Here is a 20,989-nt window from a genome sequence, read left to right as displayed (position 1 = left end):
TTTTGCTCGCAAATCGCGATTTCCCTTGTGAGGCAGGTGCGAATACGATGGTCGGTATCGTATGAGCAGCGCGTATGACGCGCGCTTCGGCCCACCAGAAGCAACGACGGAGATGGCCATGGAGCACCACGCCCGCACGCAGAACGAACGGCTCGATGTCAAGACCACCACCTGCTACATGTGCGCGTGCCGCTGCGGCATCCGGGTGCATCTGCGCGACGGCGAGGTGCGCTATATCGACGGCAATCCGGAGCATCCGCTCAATCAGGGCGTCATCTGCGCGAAGGGTGCCTCCGGCATCATGAAGCAGTACTCGCCCGCGCGCCTTACGCAGCCTTTGATGCGCAAGGCCGGCGCGCAGCGCGGCAGCGCGCAGTTCGAGCCGGTCTCGTGGGACACCGCGTTCGACGTGCTCGAAAAGCGTCTCGCCGCGATTCGCTCGAGCGATCCGAAGAAGTTCGCGCTGTTCACGGGCCGCGACCAGATGCAGGCGCTGACCGGCCTGTTCGCCAAGCAGTTCGGTACGCCTAACTATGCGGCGCACGGCGGCTTTTGCTCGTCGAACATGGCGGCCGGCATGATCTATACGATCGGCGGTTCGTTCTGGGAATTCGGCGGACCGGATCTCGACAGCGCGAAGCTGTTCTTCATGATCGGCACCGCGGAAGATCATCATTCGAATCCGCTGAAGATCGCGATTGCGAAGTTCAAGCGCGCGGGTGGCCGCTTCATCGCGATCAATCCGATCCGCACCGGCTATGCGGCGATCGCCGACGAATGGGTGCCGATCAAGCCTGGCACCGACGGCGCGCTGTTCATGGCGTTCCTGCACGAACTGATCGCCGCCGACGCGTGGGATCACGAGTTCGTGCAGCGCTACACGAACGCGGCGGAGCTGATCGATCTCGACGAAGCGAGCGAAAACTTCGGTTTGTTCGTGCGCGATCTCGAACGGGCCGAAGGCAATCCGCTGTTTCCGCAGAATCATCTGTGGTGGGACCCGGCCACCCAGCGCGCGGTGCCGCATCATGCGAGCGGCGTGAGGCCCGCGCTCGACGGCCGTTACACGCTCGACAACGGCAAGCCGGTAACGCCGTCGTTTGCGTTGCTGCGCGAGCGCGTCGCCGAGTGCACGCCCGAATGGGCGGCGGCGATCACCGGCATCGCGGCCGAGACGATCCGCCGGCTCGCCGGCGAGATGATCGAGACGGGCCGCCGGCACCGCATCACGCTGCCGATCCGCTGGACCGACGCGTGGGGCGAAACGCACGAGACGGTCACGGGCAACCCGGTCGCTTTTCATGCGATGCGCGGGCTCGCCGCGCATTCGAACGGTTTTCAGTCGATCCGCGCGCTCGCCGTGCTGATGTCGCTCCTGGGCACGATCGACCGGCCCGGCGGCTTTCGTCACAAGTCGCCGTTTCCGCGCGCGGTGCCGCCATCGGCGAAACCACCGAACGACCCCGCCGCGGTGAAGCCCAATACACCGCTTGCGACGGGCCCGCTAGGCTGGCCCGCCGCGCCCGAGGATCTGTTCATCGACGAACACGGCGCTCCGGTGCGCATCGACCGGGCGTTCTCGTGGGAATATCCGCTCGCGGTGCACGGCGTCATGCACAGCGTGATCACCAACGCGTGGCGCGGCGATCCGTATCCCATCGACACGCTGATGATTTTCATGGCCAACATGGCGTGGAATTCGTCGATGAACACGATGAAGGTGCGCGAGATGCTCGCCGACAAACACGCGAACGGCGACTACAAGATTCCGTTTCTCGTCGTGTGCGACGCGTTCCAGTCGGAGATGACCGCGTTCGCCGATCTGATCCTGCCGGACACGACTTACCTCGAACGTTACGACGCGATGTCGATGCTCGACCGGCCGATCTCCGAGTTCGACGGCCCCGTCGATTCGGTGCGTGTACCGGTCGTGCCGCCGACCGGCGAATGCAAGCCGTTCCAGGAAGTGCTGATCGAACTGGCGTCGCGCCTGAGGTTTCCGGCGTTCACCAATGCGGATGGCGGCCGGCGCTTTCGCGACTATCCGGACTTCATCGTCAATCACACGACCTCGCCCGGTTCCGGGGTCGGCTTTCTGATCGGCTGGCGCGGCAAGGATGGCGACAAGGCGCTCGTCGGCGAGCCGAATCCGAATCAATGGGAGCAGTACGCGAAGAACAACTGCGTATTCCATTACCGCTTGCCCGAGACCTTGCAGTACATGCGCAACTGCAACGGACCATATCTCGACTGGGCGGTCAAAAATGGTTTCCGCAAATTCAGCGAACCGATTCTGATCCAGCTTTACTCGGACGTGATGCAGAAGTTCAGGCTCGCCGCGCAAGGACGCACGAGCGGCCGGCAGCCGCCCGACCATCTGCGCGCGCGCGTCGACAGGTACTTCGATCCGCTGCCGTTCTGGTACGCACCGCTCGAAAGCGCGGCGACGGATCTCGCGCGATTCCCGCTCGCCGCGGTCACCCAGCGGCCGATGGCGATGTATCACTCGTGGGATTCGCAGAACGCGTGGCTGCGGCAGATTCATGGGGAAAACTACCTTTATGTGAATCCGAAAACGGCGAGCGCGAACGGCATCGCCGACGGCAGCTGGATCTACGTCGAATCGCAATGGGGCCGCGTGCGCTGTATGGCGCGCTACAGCGAGACCGTCGAACCGGGCACCGTATGGACGTGGAACGCGATCGGCAAAGCGGCGGGCGCATGGAATCTCGGTCCCGACGCGAACGAATCGCAGCGCGGCTTCCTGCTCAATCACCTGATCACCGACGAACTGCCGGGCTGCGACGAGGCACCCGCGCGCATGTCGAACTCCGATCCGGTGACGGGCCAGGCCGCCTGGTACGACGTGCGCGTGCGCATCTATCCGGCCGAAGCCGACGCGCGGCACACGCTGCCGCAGTTCGAGGCGATGCCCGAATTGCCCGGCGCGGTTGCACAGAAGAGTGTGGTGTCGCGCATCGTCCAGACCTATTTCGCGGGACGCGGAGAATTCGCGGCTCGCCTGCGCGGGACGTTGCGCCGCGCCGAACATAACGGCGACGACCGCTAAAGCCACGACAAGGAGCTTGCAATGACCCAGATGGCGCTGGTGATCGATCTGAACGTATGCGTGGGATGCCAGGCGTGCGTGACGAGCTGCAAGGAGTGGAACACGTCAGGCGAATCGGGCAGCCTCGCCGATTTCAATCCGTACGACGCGGACCCGTCCGGCACGTTCTTCAACCGCGTGCAGAGTTTCGAAGCGGGCAGTTTCCCCGATACGGAGATGATCCATTTCCCGAAGTCGTGCCTGCATTGCGAGGACCCGCCGTGCGTGCCGGTGTGTCCCACGGGCGCGAGCTACAAGCGCAAGGAAGACGGTCTCGTGCTGGTCGATTTCGATCGCTGCATCGGCTGCAAGTATTGCGCGTGGGCGTGCCCGTACGGCGCGCGCGAACTCGACGAAGCGCGCAAGGAGATGACCAAGTGCACGCTGTGCGTCGATCGCATTCATGACGAGCATCTGTCCGAGCGCGATCGCAAGCCGGCCTGCGTGCTCGCATGTCCGACATCCGCGCGGCTGTTCGGCGATATCCACGATCCGGAGTCGGTGGTGTCGCAAGCGATCCGCGAGCGCGGCGGCTATCAGTTGATGCCGGAGTGGGGCACGCGTCCCGCGAATCACTATTTGCCGCGCGTGCCGATCACGTCCGCGAGTTGCGGCGGCGACGGGTGCTCGTGCAAATCGTCAGGAACGACCACCGGCGATGCCACGCACACGTCGGGCTCGCCCGACTCGCAGCTCGAGGGGCAGCTCGCGCATGGCGAAGTGCATCTCGCGTCGATCGCGAAGCGCATTTGAACGACAACGAGGCCATACGATGAATCCGGCTTTTTCCGTAGTCTTCCTGACCACGCTGAGCGGCGCGGCGCAGGGGCTGTTGATCGCGCTCGTCGGCGTCGAGAGTGCGGCGTGCCTGGGCGTCGTTGCGCAACCCGCCGCCACCGCGTTCTACGTGAGCGGCGCGGCGCTCGCGGTGCTGCTGGGCGGTCTTGGTCTGATCGCGTCGTTCTTCCATCTAGGCCATCCGGAACGCGCGTGGCGCGCGATCGCGATGTGGCGCACCTCGTGGCTGTCGCGCGAATGCCTGTGCCTGCCGGCGTTTCTGGCGTGCGCGTTCCTGTATGGCGTCGCGCACTGGCTCGGCTCGCCGTGGTCGCTCGCGCTCGGCTGGCTCGGTGTGCTCGCGAGCGCCGCGCTGTTCGTCTGCTCCGCGATGATCTATGCGTGCCTGCGCTTTCTGCAGGAGTGGGCGACGCCGCTGACGCTGGTGAACTTCGTGCTGCTCGGCTGCGCATCGGGCTTGACGCTCGCGACCGCACTGAGCGCATGGTTCGCGCCCGCGCTGACGGCGGGACTGGCGGTCTGCGCGTGCCTGCTGACGCTCGCCGGTTGCGCGAGCCGCTACGCGTCGCTCATGCGCAATGCGCGCTTGCGGCCGAAATCGACGGTGCAGAGCGCGACGGGCATCCGCAATCCGAAGCTCGTGCAGGTGTCACGAGGCTTCACCGCCGGTGCGTTCAATTTGCGCGAGTTCTTTCACGGCAAATCGGCGCGGACGTTGCGTGGCGTCAAATGGGGCTTTCTCGTGGGTGCGTTCGTCGTGCCGGTCGTGTTGATCGTGCTGGGCGCGGGGCTGCGTTCGCCTGGCGGGTCGTTCGGCTTGCTGGCCGCGGCTTGTCTCGTGCAGTATGCGGGGCTCGTGGCGGAGCGCTGGTTTTTCTTCGCGGAGGCGAAGCATCCGCAGAATCTTTACTACGCGAGGGTGGGGTGAGGCATAGCCTTCAACGAGCGCGTTCGGCCTGGGTGCCAGCGCGCTCCTCGCCTCACACTACCCGCACGCCCCCACCTCCCCACACGCGGTACAGAAATCGCAGCCGTCCTTGCGAATCACCGCATTCGCGCCGCACGAAGCGCATTTGCGTCCGAGCATCGTGTGCAGTCCTTGCGTGCCGTTCGGCTGCAGCAAGGTGTCGCCGCTATCCGCTGGATTCGGACGGATGCCGAAATCGGCGGACAGCGCCATGTCGGTTTTCATGTGCCCGCGCGGCAAACGCGCGAGCATCCGCGACGCGACCTGATTGCCCTCGGCGTCGAGAAAGCCGCGTCGATACAGGATTTGCTGGATCGCGAACGCGAGCGCCGCCACTTCGGAATCGTGCCAGCGCGGCGCGCGATGACCGTCGAGACGCTGCACGTCGCCAAGCCGCACCTGTCCGCGATCCCATGACACCTTGCGCATATCCTGCAGATTGCGCGCGACGAAGCCGCCGCGCGCGGCCAGCGACAGCGAACGCATCGTCGCGGTGATCCACTGCTGCGACTCGTCGCGCTGACCGGTCGGAATGAAGAACTCGATCGGCCGCTCGATCGTCACGTCCTCGCCGCCGAGCCGCCCCGTCACCTCGATGAAGGACGCCGCGACATACAGCGACTTCTTGCCCGCCTGGGTCAGATACTCGACCTTCTCGATGATCGCCGGCAACTCGCCTCTGGGCCGATGATCGATCGCGATACGCAGCGGGTCCTGGTCCATCTCGGCGAGCGTGTCGTCGGCCTGCGCGGGCGTCACGCTCAGCACCGCGCCGAGCGTGTCGTTGGGGCGATAGGTGGCAAGGCCCTTCAGCCCGCTTTTCCATGCATCGAAGTAGAGGCTTTCGAACGCGTCGAACGGATAGTCGGCTGGTACGTTGACGGTCTTTGAGATCGACGTGTCGACGTACGGCTGGACGGCCGCCATCATGTCGAGATGGTCGCGCGCCGACATCTGCAGCGCGCTGACGAAATAGTCGGGTAGCCGGCTCACGTCGCCGCCGAGTTCGCGATAGAGCCGGTACGCGTAGTCCTCGACGTCGAACGATTCGCGGCCGCCGTCGGCCATCACTTTCACGCGCGTATAAGTCCACGAGAACGCCGGCTCGATGCCGTTCGACGCGTTGTCGGCGAACGCGAGGCTCACGGTGCCGGTCGGCGCGATCGACAGCAGGTGGCTGTTGCGAATGCCGTCGCGGCGAATCGCCTGCTGAATGTCATCGGGCAGGCGCGACGCGAACGTGCCGGCTTCCAGATAGCGCGCGGCGTCGAACAGCTCGAACGCGCCGCGCTCCTTCGCGAGTTCGACCGATGCGCGATACGCCTCGTCACGCATCAGCCGCGCGATGCGCACCGCGAAATCGCGGCCTTCCTGCGAGTTGTAGCGCAGGCCCAACATTACGAGCGTATCGCCGAGGCCGGTGAAGCCGACGCCGATGCGCCGCTTCGCGCGCGATTCGTCGTATTGCTGCGGCAGCGGCCACAGCGTGACGTCGAGCACGTCGTCGAGAAAACGCACCTGCGTGCGGGTGCGCCGCGCGAGGCCGTCCCAGTCGAACGACGGCTGGCGGCCCTGCAACTGCGCAAACGGATCGACGACGAAGCGCGTCAGATTGAGCGGCCCCAGATTGCAGCAGCCGTACGCGGGCAGCGGCTGCTCGCCGCACGGATTGGTGGCTCGGATCGTTTCGACGGCGCGCAGATTGTTGTCCTCGTTCATCCGCGAGATGAACACGATGCCGGGCTCGGCGACGTCGTACGTCGAGCGCATGATGCGGTCCCAGATCGCGCGCGCCGGGTGTTCGCTGTAGACCCACAGGCCGTCTTCGCGCTGCCGCACGTCGCCGGCCGCGCGCAGCGCCGGCGACGGCTCGGCGCGATGGACCAGTTGCCACGGCTCGTCGTTTTCGACCGCGCGCATGAACTCGTCGGTGACGCTGACCGACACGTTGAAGTTGTTCCAGCGTCCCTTCGAATGCTTGGCCTCGATGAATTCGAGCAGGTCGGGGTGGTTGCAGTCGAGCACCGCCATCTGCGCGCCGCGCCGCGAGCCCGCGCTTTCGACGGTACGGCACGACGCGTCGAACACGTCCATGTAGCTGCACGGACCCGAGGCGGCCGAACTCGTGGTGTGAACGCGCGCGCCCTTCGGCCGGATCGCGGAGAAGTTGTAGCCGACGCCGCCGCCGCGCCGCATCGTTTCGGCCGCCTCCAGCAGCGCCACGTAGATGCCGGGCAAGCCCTGTTCATCGACGCCCTGGATCGAATCGCCAACCGGCTGCACGAAGCAGTTGATCAGCGTCGCGGCGATACCGCTGCCCGCCGCGCTCATGATGCGGCCCGCGCCGAGCGCGCCGTGGCGCATGTTGTCGACGAACTGTTCCTCGACCGACGCGCGCATCTCGGGCTGCTCGGCCTCGGCGACGCCGCGCGCGACGCGGCGATGTACATCGTCGGCCGATTGCTCGTCGCCTTTCGCATACTTTTCGAGCAGCACGTCGAGAGAGAACTGCTGCGGCGGGATTAGCAAAGCGGGAGGAGCGGAGGAGGCGGGAGGCGTGGAAGCGGCGTTGGCCGCGCGGGTTTGCGGCGTGTCTTCTGCCATGATCGGCCCTCAAACGGCGTCGCGGCGGGCGCGGCGCGGTGGTGGAAGGCGCGCGGCCGGCACCGGATAGCGAGCCGGCGGTCGGGCGGGCGCAACGAGTCCACCTTAACGCACGAGGCGCGGGGCGGCAACCGGCAGCGGGGCCGGCGCGGCGCCGCATCTTGCGATGCCGCGGCCGCCGGGCACGCGCGCGCTAAGGGCACGTGGGCAGTAGGGAGATCGCCCCCGGAACAACGGGTTGAAAACCGCGCTTAGTGCGCGGGACTCGGGAACGTTCCGTGCGTCAGGCCGCTTCAAGCAGCGGTTCGAGGATTTCCGCGCAGATCATGGCGGACGCATTCGACGGCGCCGGGCGCTCGGCCGGCTTGAACACCGGGTCACCGCGACGGATCTTGCGGCGCGACACCGCGCAGGTGCCGGAAGAATGCGCCGAGCGACGGCGCCAGCGCTGCTCACCGTAGTGGCAGCGGCCCGGCTCGACCCAGCGGATCACCAGCGTCGTGTCGGAGCTCTCGAGAATTTCGATGCGTACGCCATTGCTACCGTCGAGGGGGATGGACTCCAGGGTCATCATCGGCTCCGTGTTGTGGAGTGCCGAATGTAGTCCCGCGCGCGCCGGATAGCTATTGTGTCACCGTTGAAACACCGTTCCGGAATTAGCAATAATCAGACTTGACATTAGCGATTTGCCGAAACCACAGGCGTTGCAAGCATTTTTTATGTGATTTTTTAATAAGGCATATTTTTGCAACGCTGTGTTGCCTGTGGCGCGACGGGGAGGGCGGCCGGGAAAGAGGCGGCAACGCTTCCTTTAAGATGTCGAATGTCGGGCGGCGAACTGAGCCGTCAGTGTAGCGGGTTTGAATTTTTCAGGTCGGCTCGCGCGCACACCGTTCAAAAACACAAGAGTTCACATGATTCCACGCCCTCCCGCCGTCCCCCCCAACTCTCCCGAAGCGTCGTCCGTCGCCGCCGAGCGCCTGAAAAAGCAGAAGGCCGCATCGATCGTGCTCTATATCGGTCTCGCGCTGCTCGCATTGTGGGTGGTGCGCGATTTCATCGTGGTGGTGGCGTGGGCCGGGGTCGTCGCGATCGCGCTGTGGCCGCTGCTGCACAAGGTGGCGGGCAGCCACTGGTTCAAGGGGCGCGCGACCTTGCTCGCGACGGTCTTCACGCTGGTGATCGCCGTGCTCGTGCTGCTGCCGGTCGGGCTCGGCATCGCCCAGGCGCTGCGCGAGGCGCACGATCTGAACGACTGGTTCCGCAGCGTGCAGGAGAACGGCATCGCGCTGCCGGACTTCATCAACCGTCTACCTTTCGGCGTGCAGCAGATCACTTCCTGGTGGCAGGCCAATCTTGCTCAGCCGCTGCGCGACTCGGCCGCGATGAAAGGCTTGCACAGCAATACGGTGATGACGCTCGGCCGGCATTTCGGCGCGCGCGCCGCGCATGCGGCAATGGTGTTCGCGTTCATGCTGGTCACGCTGTTCGTGATTTTTCAGGCGGGGCCGCGGTTGTCCGGCTCGCTGCTGAAGGCCGCGCGACGCGGTTTCGGCGATAGCGGCGCGGACCTCGTCGCGCATATGGGTACCGCGGTGCGCGGCACTGTGTCGGGGTTGATCGTGGTCGGCGTCGGCGAAGGCCTGTTGCTTGGCGTCGCCTACTTCGTGACCGGGCTGCCGCATGCGGCGCTGCTCGGCTTCGTCACGGCGATCGCCGCGATGCTGCCGTTCTGCGCGCCGATCGTGTTCGGTCTCGCGGCGCTGTGGCTGGTCGTGCAGGGCTCGATGGTCGCGGCGGCCGGGCTGCTGGTGTTCGGCGCGGTCGTCGTGTTCGTCGCCGAGCACTTCGTGCGGCCGGTGCTGATCGGCAGCTCGACGCGCCTGCCGTTTCTGCTCGTGCTGTTCGGCATTCTCGGCGGCGCGGAGACGTTCGGGCTGCTGGGGATTTTCATCGGCCCCGCGTTGATGACGGTGCTGATGGTGCTGTGGACCGATCTCGTGGAGTAGCGCGGGCGTCGGGGGACGCGGGGCTGGGCGGCCGTGCGCCTCGCGTGCCGCGCCGGCTCAAGGGCGCTGATTCGACGGATGCTCCTGCGCCGGCGGCTTCACGCAGCCGAGCGTGTATTTGAGCGCGGCGGGCAACAGCGCGCTCCACACGTCCCACGTGTGGCCGCCGTCGATGATGCGCAGCGCCGCCGGATTGCCCGCGAGCCGCAGATGCGTGTATAGCAGCGAGGCGTCGGCCTGGATGTCGAGGTCGTCGTCGCCGGATGCGATGAACATCGGCAGGCGATACGCCTGGCTCATGTAGCGGTCCCACTGCGCCGGATAGTTGAGCTCGTGCCACACGCGCGGATCGAACCGGCGCTCGCCGAACACGCCGACCCGCCGTGCCGCCGACGCGCGCGGCGGCTCGTTCGCGTAGATCGCCGGACTGAGCAGCAGCGCGCCGCAAAACATCCCGGGCTGCGTCAGCGCGTAGCGCAGCGCGCCGAAGCCGCCCATCGACACGCCGCCGATCATCCGGCCGCCGCGCTGCGTCGCGACCGCGTAGTGCGTTTCGATCTCGGGCAGCAGATCGTCGAAGAACGCGCTCTCCATCTTTTCCTTGCGGTCGACGTACCAGTCCGTGCCGCCTTGCGGCATCACGATGACGACCGGGGCAATCTCCTTGCGCTCGATCAGCGTGTCCGCGGCGTTCTGCAAATGACCTTGCGTGAGCCAGTCGTTGGCGTCGCCGTTATTGCCGTGCAGCAGGTAGAGCACCGGCAGGCGCGGACCGTCCGCGCGATAGCCGCCCGGCAGGTAGATCGTGTAGTTCCAGTCGCGGCCGAGCGCATCGGAATGGAAGCTGCGGCTCGCGACCGTGCTCGCGAATGCGGGCGCGCCGACGGCGCAGGCAAGCAGTGCGAGGGCGAAACTGAGGAATCGACGCATGTCAGTAGGGAAGGACGGCGGGCGCGGGACTCGCGCGCGGCCGTCATGCTATCAGCATTGGCGCCAGATTTGAGATGGAAAGTGGCGCAGAGAAGGACGGCGCTTTATGCGCGCAAAGTTCTTCGGGCGCCAAGGGTACGTCAAGTGCCCCGAAAATCGCGACGCGTCAGGGACGCGCTCGAAGGGCGCTCGAAACGTTGCCGAAAAGTTCTTCAGCCCGACGTCCGCAGCCGCCCGTCCACGAGCCGCCCGACGACCCGCTTCAGCGGTTCCACGGCCAAAGCGACGGCAAACAGCGCGCCGACCGCGGCCGCATCGGCGAGCAGTCCGAGCGGATAGTTCAGGTAACCATCGGTCGCCGCGTAGAGCAGCGAGTCGATCACCAGCGAAATCACCGCGCCGGCAATGAAGCACAGCAAACCCTGACGCCCGATCACGCCGACCCACGGCAGCCGCCGCGCGACCTTCTTCGCCCAGCCGAGCTCGACCAGATTGGCGACGAGCCACGCGATCGCGAGGAAGTTCCCAGCGCGCAGGTAGGACAGGTTCTGCTTGAGGCTCGCGGCAAGTGGCGCATGCAGCAGAACGAGCTTGTAGTACGCGGCGCCCACGACCACCACGAACGCCAGCACGCTGACGAGCCATCCGGATCGATGCGCGCTGGTGCGCTGATACACCGGCTGGCAGCGCGCGAGCACGCCGAGCACGAACATCAGTTGCCACGCGAACGGGTTGAAGTCCCAGTGCATGTCGGGCGCGGCGGGAAGGTACTGGCTGACCGCCGGTGCGCCGGCCCACAGCGCGACGCTGCCGGCGACCAGCAGCCAAGGCCTGCTGCGCGCGAGCGGCAGGATCGCGGGCACCAGCAGCGCGAAGAACGCGTACATCGGCAGCACGGACGCGAGGTACGGCTGGCGGCGTAGCAGCACGATGTCGCGCAGCGCGGCAAGCGGCGTGTCGATCAGGTCGTCGAGATCGGTCGTGGCGAGATTCGGCCCGTCGATGCTGAATGCGGTTAGCACCGCGCTGACCAGCAGCATCAGCCCGGCGGTGACGAGAAACGCGCGATAGATCTCGAACGAGCGGCGCAGGAAGCGGCCGCGCGCGATCGTCTCATTGCGCCGCTCGGCGAGCGTCGCATAGGCGGTGGCGGTCGCGAAGCCGCCGAGGAACACGAATACTTCGGCGGCATCGCACAGCGCGTACGCGTGCAGCGTCACGCGCGACAGAATGCTGCCGCCGATGTGATCGACGACGATGATCAGCAGAACCAGTCCGCGGAAAAAGTCGAGCTCGATCAGGCGGGAAGATGACTTGGCCATTGTTTGCGTCAAAAGCAGCCCCGTGCGACGGCGCGCTGATCCAGCGCGGCGGGCGTCTCACAAGGCTTTTTAATATGGGATTGGGTGCTGCGGCGGTGAGGTGATCCGTGCTGGCGTCGCCTGTGGCCCATCTCGCCACGCTCGACCGGTATCGCAAGGCGGCCGTGTCAGCGGGCTGTGAAGATGACCTTCGCTGTGACGCCGAGTTCCGTTGCATCGCAGCAAGGCGCAGGATTATATTTCTTTTCATGACAATGACGCAGCGAGACGGGCAGCAGCGGCTGCTGTTTACCTGAAGCGACGTTACGAAAAAAGAGGCAGCAACACGCAGTGGAGAATTAGCAACATTCTCGATGCTTGGCGCATCCACTCATGGACGCCCGGACGATGTCATGTGAGGATTTCCGGAAAAGCGCAGCCATTGGAGCAGTCTTCAGAACTGCTGGAAAAGTGACGAGAATAAAGAGCAAAGAGAACAAAGCGGCCGGATCGAGTTGTCCTATCACTCGCGGTGCAGGGAGATCATCATGAACAAGCAAGTGTTCGCGCTGGCTGTCTCCATTGCTGCGTCTGCCGTTCTTGCCGCGCCTGCCGCCGCGCAGACTAGCGTCACGCTGTACGGCGTGATCGACGAAGGCATCAACTACACGAACAATGTCGGCCACGGCCATGTTTATGAACTCGCCAGCGGTCTTGCGCAGGGAAGCCGCTGGGGCCTGAAGGGCTCCGAAGATCTCGGCGGCGGCCTGAAGGCGATCTTCCAGCTCGAGAATGGTTTCGATCTGAATTCCGGGCGGCTCGGGCAGGGCGGCCGCCTGTTCGGCAGGCAGGCTTTCGTCGGACTCAGTTCAGAGGCGTACGGCACGCTGACGTTCGGCCGGCAATACGACTCGGTCGTCGATTATCTCGCGCAGACCACGGCCAACGGCAACTGGGGCGGCGAGCTGTTCTCGCATCCGTACGACAACGACAACACCGACAACACGTTCCGCCTCGACAACACCGTCAAGTACACGACCCCGTCGATCTCGGGCTTCCAGTTCGGCGGCACCTACAGCTTCAGCAACGACACGAACTTCGCCAACAATCGCGCCTACAGCTTCGGCGGCCAGTACACGTATGGTGGGCTGCTGGTCGCGGCCGCCTATCTGCAGGCCGACAATCCGGGCAACGGCTCGAACGGGGCGATCACCGCGAACGACGCCGGCTTCGTCGCGACGCGCCTGCGCGTGTTCGGCGGCGGCATCACCTATACGTTCGGACCGGCGACGGCGGGCTTCGTCTATAGCAACTCGAACTACCTGGAGCCGACCGCAAACGGCTATCTCGGCATCGAGCCGCTGGTGCCGCTCGTGCCCGTCACACCGCCGGGCGTGCTGCTGAATTCGCTCAAGTATCAGAACTTCGAGATCAACGGCAAATATCAGATTTCGCCGGTGCTGTTCGTCGGCGCGCAGTACGTGTACACGATGGAAACCTACGACGCATCGAACGGCGGCGTGAAGCCGCGCATCCATACGTTCGGCCTGATGGCCGACTACAACCTGTCCAAGCGCACCGACCTCTATCTGCAGGGCGCCTATCAACAGGTCACCGGCGATTCCACGCTATCGATCCTCGATTTCGCATTCATCCCCGGCACGCAGTCGCCGTCGTCGACGTCGAAGCAGGTCGTCGTGCGCGCGGCGATCCGGCATAAGTTCTAGTTCGCTGCCCTTCAAACGCAGATCGGCCAGCCTTCGGATTTCGAAGGCTGGCTTTTTTGCGCCCTCCGACGCGACGCATGGCTATTCAAGTTCCCCTCGCGCCTGCCGATAAGTCGAATGTCAACAAGTCTGAACGCGCCGCGGCGAAGCGGTGATGTGTGCGTCGTTGGCGTCCCAATACACGTGCGGTCGTAACGCGGAAATACGGCTCGTAACGTCTGTATCAGAGTGTTTGAACTAGGGAAACGCTGATTAATGGAGCTCGGCGGTCATCGCTCACGTAGCCGACGACGTTATAGAAGGCAGCTCACAGAACGGACTCACCAGGATGAAGAGGCAGATCGGCTTCGCGGAAGCGGAAATTGCGGGCAAGAAGCGCGTGACGAGGCGCCAACGCTTCCTGGCGGAGATGGAGCAGATTGTGCCGTGGCAGCGTTTGCTGTCTGCAATCGAACCGCATTACCCGAAGGGCACGCGAGGCCGTCCGCCGATTGGCTTGGAGCGAATGCTGCGGATCTATTTCCTGCAACAGTGGTACGGGCTGTCGGACGAAGGGCTGGAAGACGCGCTGTATGACAGCATTGCGCTGCGCGCCTTCGCCGGCATCGATCTGGCAGTCGAGAACGTTCCGGATGCGACCACGCTGCTGAAATTCCGGCGCCTGTTGATCGAGCACGAACTGACACGGAAGCTGTTCGACGAGATCGGTATCTCGCTGTGTGAGCGTGGACTGATGATGCAGGAAGGCACGCTGGTTGATGCGACGATCATCGAAGCGCCACCGTCGACCAAGAACGCCGGGAAGAGCCGTGACCCGGAGATGCATCAAACGAAGAAGGGAAACGAATGGCACTTTGGGATGAAAGCCCACGTTGGCGTGGACGCCGATTCGGGCTTGGTCCACAGTGTGGTTGGCACGGCGGCCAACGTGTCGGATGTGTCGCAAGCCCATTTGCTGCTGCACGGCCATGAAGAGGAAGCGTTCGCCGACGCAGGCTACATTGGTGTAGACAAGCGTGATGAAATGAAAGGCAAGGCAGTAAATTGGCACGTCGCTGCCAAGCGCGGAAAGATCAAGGCGATGCAGGACGGGCCGCTGAAGGACCTGGTGACTGCGCTTGAGCGAACCAAGGCGCAAATCCGTTCGCGCGTTGAGCATCCGTTCCATATCGTCAAGAACCTGTTTCACCATCGCAAAACCCGATACGAGGGCTTGGCCAAGAACACGGCGCAACTGTTCAGCTTGTTCGCTCTGGCGAATCTGGTGACTGCGCGAAATCTGTTGCGATCGGTTCATGGGAGCAATCCGTCATGCGTATGAAAAATGAGAGAAGAGGGGCTCGTTTGCGAGCCAAATTCACCGAAATGAGCGTCGATTCGATTCGTTATCCAGAAAATTTGACGCGTCTTGATCTGCAAGCCGATCCGACAGTTCATTAATCAGCGTTTCCCTAGTGCTTTTTGATTGCTGCGACGATCAACTCAAAAAGTTCCTTTGCTGTACTAGTCTCGCCGAATGCGCCCTTGCGCTTGGCTTCTTGAACGTACTTCGGAGTCGTCGATCCAGTATATATTATGTAAGGTGGATAATTTCGCTGTTTGGAGAGTTGCGCCAACAGGGTATAACCAGCCTTGGGGTCGTCGTTTCGACTAAGATTAGAGATGACGATCGCATATGGGGTGGTTTGGATTTGCTGCAAAGCTTCACCTGTATTCGTTGCCAGAGAAACTTCGGCCCCGAATTCAGCGAGTACTTGTCGCTCGTAGGTATTGTTATCGGGCTTGTCATCTACCCATAAAATCCGCTTTCCTTCGAGGTTTGGATCGGCCGCGCCCTTAAAAACGGCGTTGCATGCAGAGGCGACAGTATTACATGTTGATTTCCGTACCTCGCATTGTGCATGCTCGTCTGCCTTACTTGCCTCGCAGGCACCTTTTTGCACTGCGTAGACTTGATTTTGAACTTGCTTCGCCGCTTCGCAAGCGGGGTCATCGCTGAATATTGAGCCAAATAATTTGATTGTGCAGTTGCGATTGTCAACAGGTAATGAACAATCGCGACGCGGAACGCAGTCAGAATGGCACACGTCATCGACGTAGCACGCGTGCGAGGCTCTCACTGGACTTGGAGAAGTTACAGACGGCGTGGTTAAAAGAATGGCCGCGACAGCAGTGGTTGCCATAAGATCAAGAGTCATGGTTGTTTCTCAGTCTTACCGGCTTCTTTGTTGAAGCATGCATGGCTTGTTAGCTTTGCTAGCGCAGCATCATACTCATCATTGAGCTTGGCTTTTCTTTTTTTGTAATCATCGATTTGATTTTGTATTTTATCCGCATCGCTTGATCGGGCGAGTAACGCTGACTTCTTCTCAGTAGCAGTTTCAATCTCCATGGTTAGTTGTTCGACCTGCGTTGGAATAATATTCACGAGCAAATTCGTGGACATTTGGCATTCCGTTTGGGTCACTTCCTGGCGCGTTGCGAAGTAAGTAAACGCTCCAACGAGGGCGGTTGAAAGAGCCGTCAATACGCTGATAAGTTGCCACGAATCGCCGACAAACTTTATGAATCGTTGCGCGACGCCGGAAGGATTTTGCCCCTCCGGATCTTCCGGAGGCGGCGGCGCTGCGAGCTTCTTCCTTGTTTGTGGCGCCATACTCATCCCTACATCTGGCTATCAGATAAGAAGTTTGCTAGAGACGCAAAGCGAGTGTGGGTGTCTTTTATGATACACGGAGACCTGCCGCCGACACATCCGAATTTGTGCGGGGGCGAATGCTATAGCACCATGGCCGCCGCCTACTTGTGACTAGCGTTAACGACAAAGCTGGCCGAACCGAGACGGAAGTTCTGACACCGTCGGTGTCAAAACTTCCACGGCTTAGAAGTGTGCGGCTTTTTTTCTTCGTCGCCGTCATCCGCTCCCATGGCCCGCACGCAGGGCTAAGATGACGGTCAGCGGGTGACCGTACTATGCCTTTGTGGCAGTTCGGAGGGGAAATGAGAAAGGTTCCTGTGGTGGTCAAAGACGGCATCGGAAGACCAGACTGGCCGGAGGGAGAAGCATGGCCGCCGCTCGATGAAAACATCGTAGGCGTTCTTTGCAACGGCAAGGAATACATCATTTACGAAGAGGGCGACGATCTGCCGCCTCAACTGAAGAGGTCTGTTCGGTTCTTGCGGGACATTCCTGACGACAGGGTAGTGTGGCGATATATGGAGGACGTCCGGTTTCTAGACCTTCTTGAGAAGCAAGCTATCTACTTCACACCTGGCTACAAGTTGCGAAACCGCGAAGACTATGAGTTGCGCGTCCCGGTACGTTTGGCGGAGACTGAGGCAGCGCACCGAGTAGCACGGTTGTCTTCTTGGATCAGCGACCGCGACGAGCTAGCCCACCGACTTGCGTTCGAGGAATGGACCGACGACGCGAAGTACCTCTACATGAGCGGTATCTCATGCTGGCACGTGAACCCTGTGGAAAATCACGCGATGTGGCAGATCTACGTCGGGAAGGAAAAGTCCGGCGTAGCTATTAAATCGACTGTTGGTAGGTTGAAACGAGCAATCGACACCCGCAAGCGTTTCGTGCATGCGGACATGGTCGCGTACATCGACTATTCCAACGGCTCCTATGAGCGGCACCCCAGCGCCAGTGGCTTCGAGCGCATCTATAGCAAGTCTCACTTTTATAGCTTTGAGAATGAGCTACGCATAGTCTACGAGTATCCAGGATTTGTCTGGGAATACGATGACCCTCAGCGGCGGCAAGCTCTACTCAAAGAAAGACCTCCCGCTCGTTTTGCTAAGACAGATCTCGGTCACTTTCTAACTAATTTTCCGTACGTACCGGTCAATTTGCACGAGCTGATTTCAGAAGTTGTTGTGAGGGGTGTCGGCAGTTCGACGTATTTAGATGAAATTAAGGCGCTTGCGACGACGCATCTGTCTCCTGACACGACTGTAGTACCGTCAGCCGTTTATGAATGGCCGAATGATAGTAGTGTTCCGTTTCATTACGACCCCAGCCAATATCCTGCAGCGACATAACGATCTGAAAGAAGTGCGTCGTCCGCTCCGGTGGCCCGCACCCAATGCACGCATCCGCGCTCTGGCTGAGCCCGCACCTGCTGGCGCTCACGTACGCATAACGCATGCGCTCCGCCCGCAACGTCGCCCCCAGTGCTCGCAGAAACGGCAGGGGCGGTCGGTCGCGGCGTCAGGGAAACGGATGTGAGACATGGCGTGCGCGATACTGTATGAATGTACAGTATATCTGGGACCGGCAGCAGTATCATGGAGTGATCTCAAAAAACCGAGGTGGCGCTATGTGTTACTCGGCGCAGATAGAAGCGGACTATCGCAAGTACGTGAAGGAGTTTGGCGCGGACGTCAGCCTCCGCGAGTTCGCACAGCTGTACTTTGAGCGCTCGCAGAAAAAGAAGGTCAGGATTCCCAAGGCTGTCGACGCGGCGTTTGCCGACCCGAAAAACGAAATCGAGCGCGAAATCAAAGCGCTGATCGATCAATTCAATCAGGAGCAGACCGCAGCGCTTGAGCAGGAGCTGTTCAAGCAGCGCGCTCGGCTCGCAGACACCGAACGTACTCTCCAAACCAAAACCACGAAGGTGGCCACGGAAAGCAGGCGCATCGCGACCGACAAGATCGACGCGGCCCGGCGCCGTCTGGATGACATCCGGCGCGTCGAACTGAAAGACCGGGATTCACGGATTTTCCCCGGCGGCTATGCGCCCGTCATGGTCATCGAGGACGGGCACCGGGTCATCAAACCGATGCGGTATCAGTGCCGGCCAGCGGGCAAGCCCGCGTTCTACGATACGAAGTATCCCGGAACATACAATGCGCGCCGCGACAATCTCGAAGGCTTCTGGAAGCAGCTATTCGGTTACTCGCACGGCGTGATGATCGTGTCCGCGTTCTATGAGAACGTCAGCCGCGCAAAGATGGAAGGGCGCGTACTGAAGGAGGGCGAGGAAGACGAGAGCGTTGTCCTTGAATTCCGCCCGCGCGCTGGAGGCGAAATGCTCGTTGCGTGCCTCTGGTCGCGCTGGACGGGATCCGGCGAGCCCGATCTGCTGTCGTTTGCTGCGATCACAGACGAGCCGCCGCCCGAGGTGGCCGCAGCGGGACATGATCGCTGTATCGTGCCGATCAAACCAGAAAATATCGACGCGTGGTTGTCGCCGGATCCCGCGAATCTGGCGGCGCTGCACGCAATCTTGGATGATCGATATCGACCGTACTACGAGCATCGATTGGCGGCGTGACGGGACACCGGTGCGGGTGCAACCATCGACCGTGCGCCTAGGGTGGAAGGCGGTCCAGCGGCAGGAGGCGGCCATGAAGCGTCATCGCCCGTCGCGTACTTCGGACGTTCAGACGTCGCCTTCCGCCCAGTAAACTGCCGTTCGACTCGAGAAGACGAATCTTGCTTCATTGGCCATATCTGCCGCTCGCGCGAGCATCCATCAATTGCGGCAATGGTCAGCCTTGCTGACAAAAGAGAAGAGAGATCACGAAAAAAAACAAAGTAAAACCTTCAAGGATCTAGATGGCGCGGTGTGATTATGGTCGCGCCACAACATCGTCCGACTATCGCAAATCTTTACTTTTTTGCAGCGAACTTGTCATTGATCTGATCCATGAGAGAAATCGCAGTGCGAAACGGTTGTTCCACGTTCTGATCGAAGTCCGCGCGGATCATGGCATAGTCCTGCGCGCGCATCTGTTGAAGTCGGGGATCTTCGTCCTTCTCATGGGGGGACGGACCGTCATCGTCGTTGAAAGTAATTCCTTTAGGCTGTCCATCGCAGAAATACTGCAATATATGGCTGTAATATCCTTGGCCCTCCGCCGGAGGACCAATGTGAACCCATCTTGGCGGCTCGACTTCCCTTACCGGCGTGACCCTTTGCTCGTTTAATTGGTGCAGAGGTTCGATGCAGCTGCTTGTATAGGTACTCGAGTCCTTTGCAAAGTTGCTTAGAATCGTCCAATCCTCTTTCTTCTTACTATTCAAAGCCAGTTGTTCTAGCACAGCCATTCGTAGATACGCGCCACTGACATAAGCAAAAGCCGCCGACTGGTAGGTTGAAGTGAAACCTTGAAGTTCAGAGAGAATGACTTCGACTTGCTCACTAAGGGGAAGCAGGTCGCCTTTATGGGTTTCTGGGGAAATGTTGTACTCCGCCATTATCTTAGCCCACCCGTCAAGCTGCCCTGTGTATTGATCGATGAAATGCATGTCCAACTGTTGCTTCACGATGTTTGCGATCGCTTCGACGAGTTTTTGAACGAATTCTTCGGTTGACTTCCCTGAGTTGAATAATGAGTCGACGAGCTTTGTTCCGAGCTCGTTCATGACTGCTGTACCGAATGCCATCAACAAAGTGATGACCCACGGCCAAATGTATGGATGTCTTCCGAGGAACACGACCGGCTCATCACCCAACGGGATTTCGCGGAGCGACGAGACAGGAAAGGCATTCTCATTGAGTTTTTCGTCAGAAGCGAAGATGAAGCGCCCTGTTTCCGTTGTATTGAATTCGTAAAGTCGCAGTAACGGTTTGTTTTCCATTTCGCCACTCCTCAAGAACGTGTACTGAGCATAGGTCACACGAGAGAAATATCAATGGCACCGACTCGGTCACACGAAACTTTCCATCTCCCGCGTGGGAGCTTCCCGCAAATGCATCAACACCTTTCCGCTTCCTTTGCGAGGCACAGGAAACGCCCAAACGAGTAGGCAACTTCACACACGTTTACGAAGACATCAGAAGGCAAAACGGCGCGCGCACTGGTGGACTCAACGCAAAACAACATCCAAACCGTCGACCACCTAGTACGTCGCAGCGGCACTTCCCGGTCGCGCTTTGAAGTTAACAGTAATTGTGTTGCTAGCTTGACGCTGCGCCGTATTGGTCGCTCCGAGGGAGAAAACGACAAACTTCAGCGTCCCGCCGACAGACGCCTGATTGATGACCGTAAATCCGAACGCATAGGTTCCGCCATCGTCTTTAACGCCGGACGGCGGGACAAGAGATACGCACGGGCCTTTTTGACTTGCCGCCAGAAGGCCGTCGCGCAGGCGCTGAAGACTCGCGGCGATTGGATAGACGCTAGCGTCAATTGCGGGTGGTGCCGGTTGGGAAGTGGGCGGCGTCGGCTCCGCTTTAGGGTAGAGCGTAAATGTCAAAGTCTGTGTCCCCTTGTTTTCCTGTGACGCGCTTACGCTTGGGCCCACCGCAACCGGTCCTACCGGCAAAGTGGCGGATCCGGTTCCGGTCAACGTATCGTCGGTCTGGGTGGTGAGAGACACCTTCACGTTGTCAATATAGAACCCGACTATACCCTTGCAAGCGTCGTCGAGAGGCTTTGCCGCGGCCGCCGCCGCATCATAGACCTGATACATCCCAAGGTCCGCCTTGATGCGGCCAATGACATCGGATACTTGGGCCGGACTGCCTTCATTTTGCGGGTTCGTTTGACACCCCGCTAGGGCTGCGAAGATAAGAAAGATGGAC

General features: G+C 61.4%; 17 protein-coding genes. 9 read left to right on the top strand and 8 right to left on the bottom strand.

Features of this window, described 5'->3' with window-relative positions:
• Positions 1-118 precede the first annotated feature (118 nt).
• The 3 genes from OKW35_RS42245 to OKW35_RS42235 are packed head-to-tail and all read left to right on the top strand — an operon-like array spanning position 119 to position 4,835.
• Positions 119-3,070, top strand: coding sequence for a molybdopterin-dependent oxidoreductase (locus OKW35_RS42245; protein WP_429493802.1), 2,952 nt, complete (start codon positions 119-121; stop codon positions 3,068-3,070).
• A gap of 21 nt (positions 3,071-3,091) precedes the next feature.
• Positions 3,092-3,862 carry a 4Fe-4S dicluster domain-containing protein gene (locus OKW35_RS42240; protein WP_429403213.1) on the top strand — a complete coding sequence of 257 codons (771 nt, stop codon included), beginning with the start codon at positions 3,092-3,094 and terminating at the stop codon, positions 3,860-3,862.
• 19 nt (positions 3,863-3,881) lie between these two features.
• Positions 3,882-4,835 (top strand): dimethyl sulfoxide reductase anchor subunit family protein, encoded by a 954-nt coding sequence (locus OKW35_RS42235; protein WP_184067176.1) that lies wholly within the window; start codon positions 3,882-3,884, stop codon positions 4,833-4,835.
• 57 nt (positions 4,836-4,892) lie between these two features.
• Here the strand turns inward: OKW35_RS42235 and OKW35_RS42230 are convergent, their stop codons facing one another.
• The gene (locus tag OKW35_RS42230; RefSeq protein WP_429555187.1) at positions 4,893-7,478 is read right to left on the bottom strand and encodes an adenosylcobalamin-dependent ribonucleoside-diphosphate reductase; all 2,586 of its coding nucleotides are present in this window, start codon (positions 7,476-7,478) and stop codon (positions 4,893-4,895) included.
• A gap of 283 nt (positions 7,479-7,761) precedes the next feature.
• The gene (locus OKW35_RS42225) at positions 7,762-8,049 is read right to left on the bottom strand and encodes a DUF3331 domain-containing protein (protein ID WP_013091570.1); all 288 of its coding nucleotides are present in this window, start codon (positions 8,047-8,049) and stop codon (positions 7,762-7,764) included.
• Positions 8,050-8,392: 343 nt separating this feature from the next.
• Between OKW35_RS42225 and OKW35_RS42220 the strand changes: the two genes are divergently transcribed.
• Positions 8,393-9,487 (top strand): AI-2E family transporter, encoded by a 1,095-nt coding sequence (locus OKW35_RS42220; RefSeq protein WP_429555186.1) that lies wholly within the window; start codon positions 8,393-8,395, stop codon positions 9,485-9,487.
• A gap of 57 nt (positions 9,488-9,544) precedes the next feature.
• Here the strand turns inward: OKW35_RS42220 and OKW35_RS42215 are convergent, their stop codons facing one another.
• Both OKW35_RS42215 and OKW35_RS42210 read right to left on the bottom strand, forming a co-directional pair.
• On the bottom strand, positions 9,545-10,417 hold the full coding sequence (locus OKW35_RS42215) for an alpha/beta hydrolase (protein ID WP_429403210.1): 873 nt from the start codon (positions 10,415-10,417) through the stop codon (positions 9,545-9,547).
• A gap of 212 nt (positions 10,418-10,629) precedes the next feature.
• A complete protein-coding gene (locus tag OKW35_RS42210; RefSeq protein WP_429555185.1) occupies positions 10,630-11,739 on the bottom strand; it encodes an OpgC domain-containing protein in 1,110 nt (369 codons plus the stop codon).
• Between the two features lie 211 nt (positions 11,740-11,950).
• Between OKW35_RS42210 and OKW35_RS42205 the strand changes: the two genes are divergently transcribed.
• The 3 genes from OKW35_RS42205 to OKW35_RS42195 all read left to right on the top strand — a co-directional run bounded on the left by OKW35_RS42205 (position 11,951) and on the right by OKW35_RS42195 (position 14,766).
• Positions 11,951-12,193: a hypothetical protein gene (locus OKW35_RS42205; protein WP_143037192.1), complete on the top strand. Its 243-nt coding sequence runs from the start codon at positions 11,951-11,953 to the stop codon at positions 12,191-12,193.
• Between the two features lie 73 nt (positions 12,194-12,266).
• On the top strand, positions 12,267-13,445 hold the full coding sequence (locus tag OKW35_RS42200) for a porin (RefSeq protein WP_184067193.1): 1,179 nt from the start codon (positions 12,267-12,269) through the stop codon (positions 13,443-13,445).
• A 328-nt stretch (positions 13,446-13,773) separates the two neighbouring features.
• Positions 13,774-14,766 carry an IS5 family transposase gene (locus tag OKW35_RS42195; RefSeq protein WP_429555184.1) on the top strand — a complete coding sequence of 331 codons (993 nt, stop codon included), beginning with the start codon at positions 13,774-13,776 and terminating at the stop codon, positions 14,764-14,766.
• A gap of 130 nt (positions 14,767-14,896) precedes the next feature.
• On the opposite strand, the gene OKW35_RS42190 is transcribed toward OKW35_RS42195, so the two are convergent.
• Positions 14,897-15,643 (bottom strand): response regulator, encoded by a 747-nt coding sequence (locus OKW35_RS42190; protein WP_429555183.1) that lies wholly within the window; start codon positions 15,641-15,643, stop codon positions 14,897-14,899.
• Entirely contained in the window at positions 15,640-16,101 is a 462-nt protein-coding gene (locus tag OKW35_RS42185) for a hypothetical protein (RefSeq protein ID WP_429555182.1), read from the bottom strand. The genes OKW35_RS42190 and OKW35_RS42185 overlap by 4 nt, the downstream gene beginning before the upstream one ends.
• A gap of 344 nt (positions 16,102-16,445) precedes the next feature.
• On the opposite strand from OKW35_RS42185, the gene OKW35_RS42180 reads away from it, so the two are divergent.
• Together OKW35_RS42180 and OKW35_RS42175 are read left to right on the top strand one after the other, a co-directional pair.
• Positions 16,446-17,495 carry a hypothetical protein gene (locus OKW35_RS42180; protein ID WP_429555181.1) on the top strand — a complete coding sequence of 350 codons (1,050 nt, stop codon included), beginning with the start codon at positions 16,446-16,448 and terminating at the stop codon, positions 17,493-17,495.
• 278 nt (positions 17,496-17,773) lie between these two features.
• A complete protein-coding gene (locus OKW35_RS42175; protein WP_429555252.1) occupies positions 17,774-18,733 on the top strand; it encodes an SOS response-associated peptidase family protein in 960 nt (319 codons plus the stop codon).
• 338 nt (positions 18,734-19,071) lie between these two features.
• Here OKW35_RS42175 and OKW35_RS42170 read toward each other — a convergent pair whose 3' ends face one another.
• A complete protein-coding gene (locus OKW35_RS42170; protein WP_429555180.1) occupies positions 19,072-20,043 on the bottom strand; it encodes a hypothetical protein in 972 nt (323 codons plus the stop codon).
• A 261-nt stretch (positions 20,044-20,304) separates the two neighbouring features.
• Positions 20,305-20,877, bottom strand: a complete 573-nt coding sequence (locus tag OKW35_RS42165; RefSeq protein WP_429555179.1) for a hypothetical protein — start codon at positions 20,875-20,877, stop codon at positions 20,305-20,307.
• Between the last annotated feature and the right edge of the window lie 112 nt (positions 20,878-20,989).

Source organism: Paraburkholderia sp. MM5477-R1 (genome assembly GCF_050436385.1).
Classification (GTDB): domain Bacteria; phylum Pseudomonadota; class Gammaproteobacteria; order Burkholderiales; family Burkholderiaceae; genus Paraburkholderia; species Paraburkholderia tuberum.
Note: the sequence above shows the minus strand (reverse complement) of the source record. Positions and strands in the feature narration are given on the sequence as shown.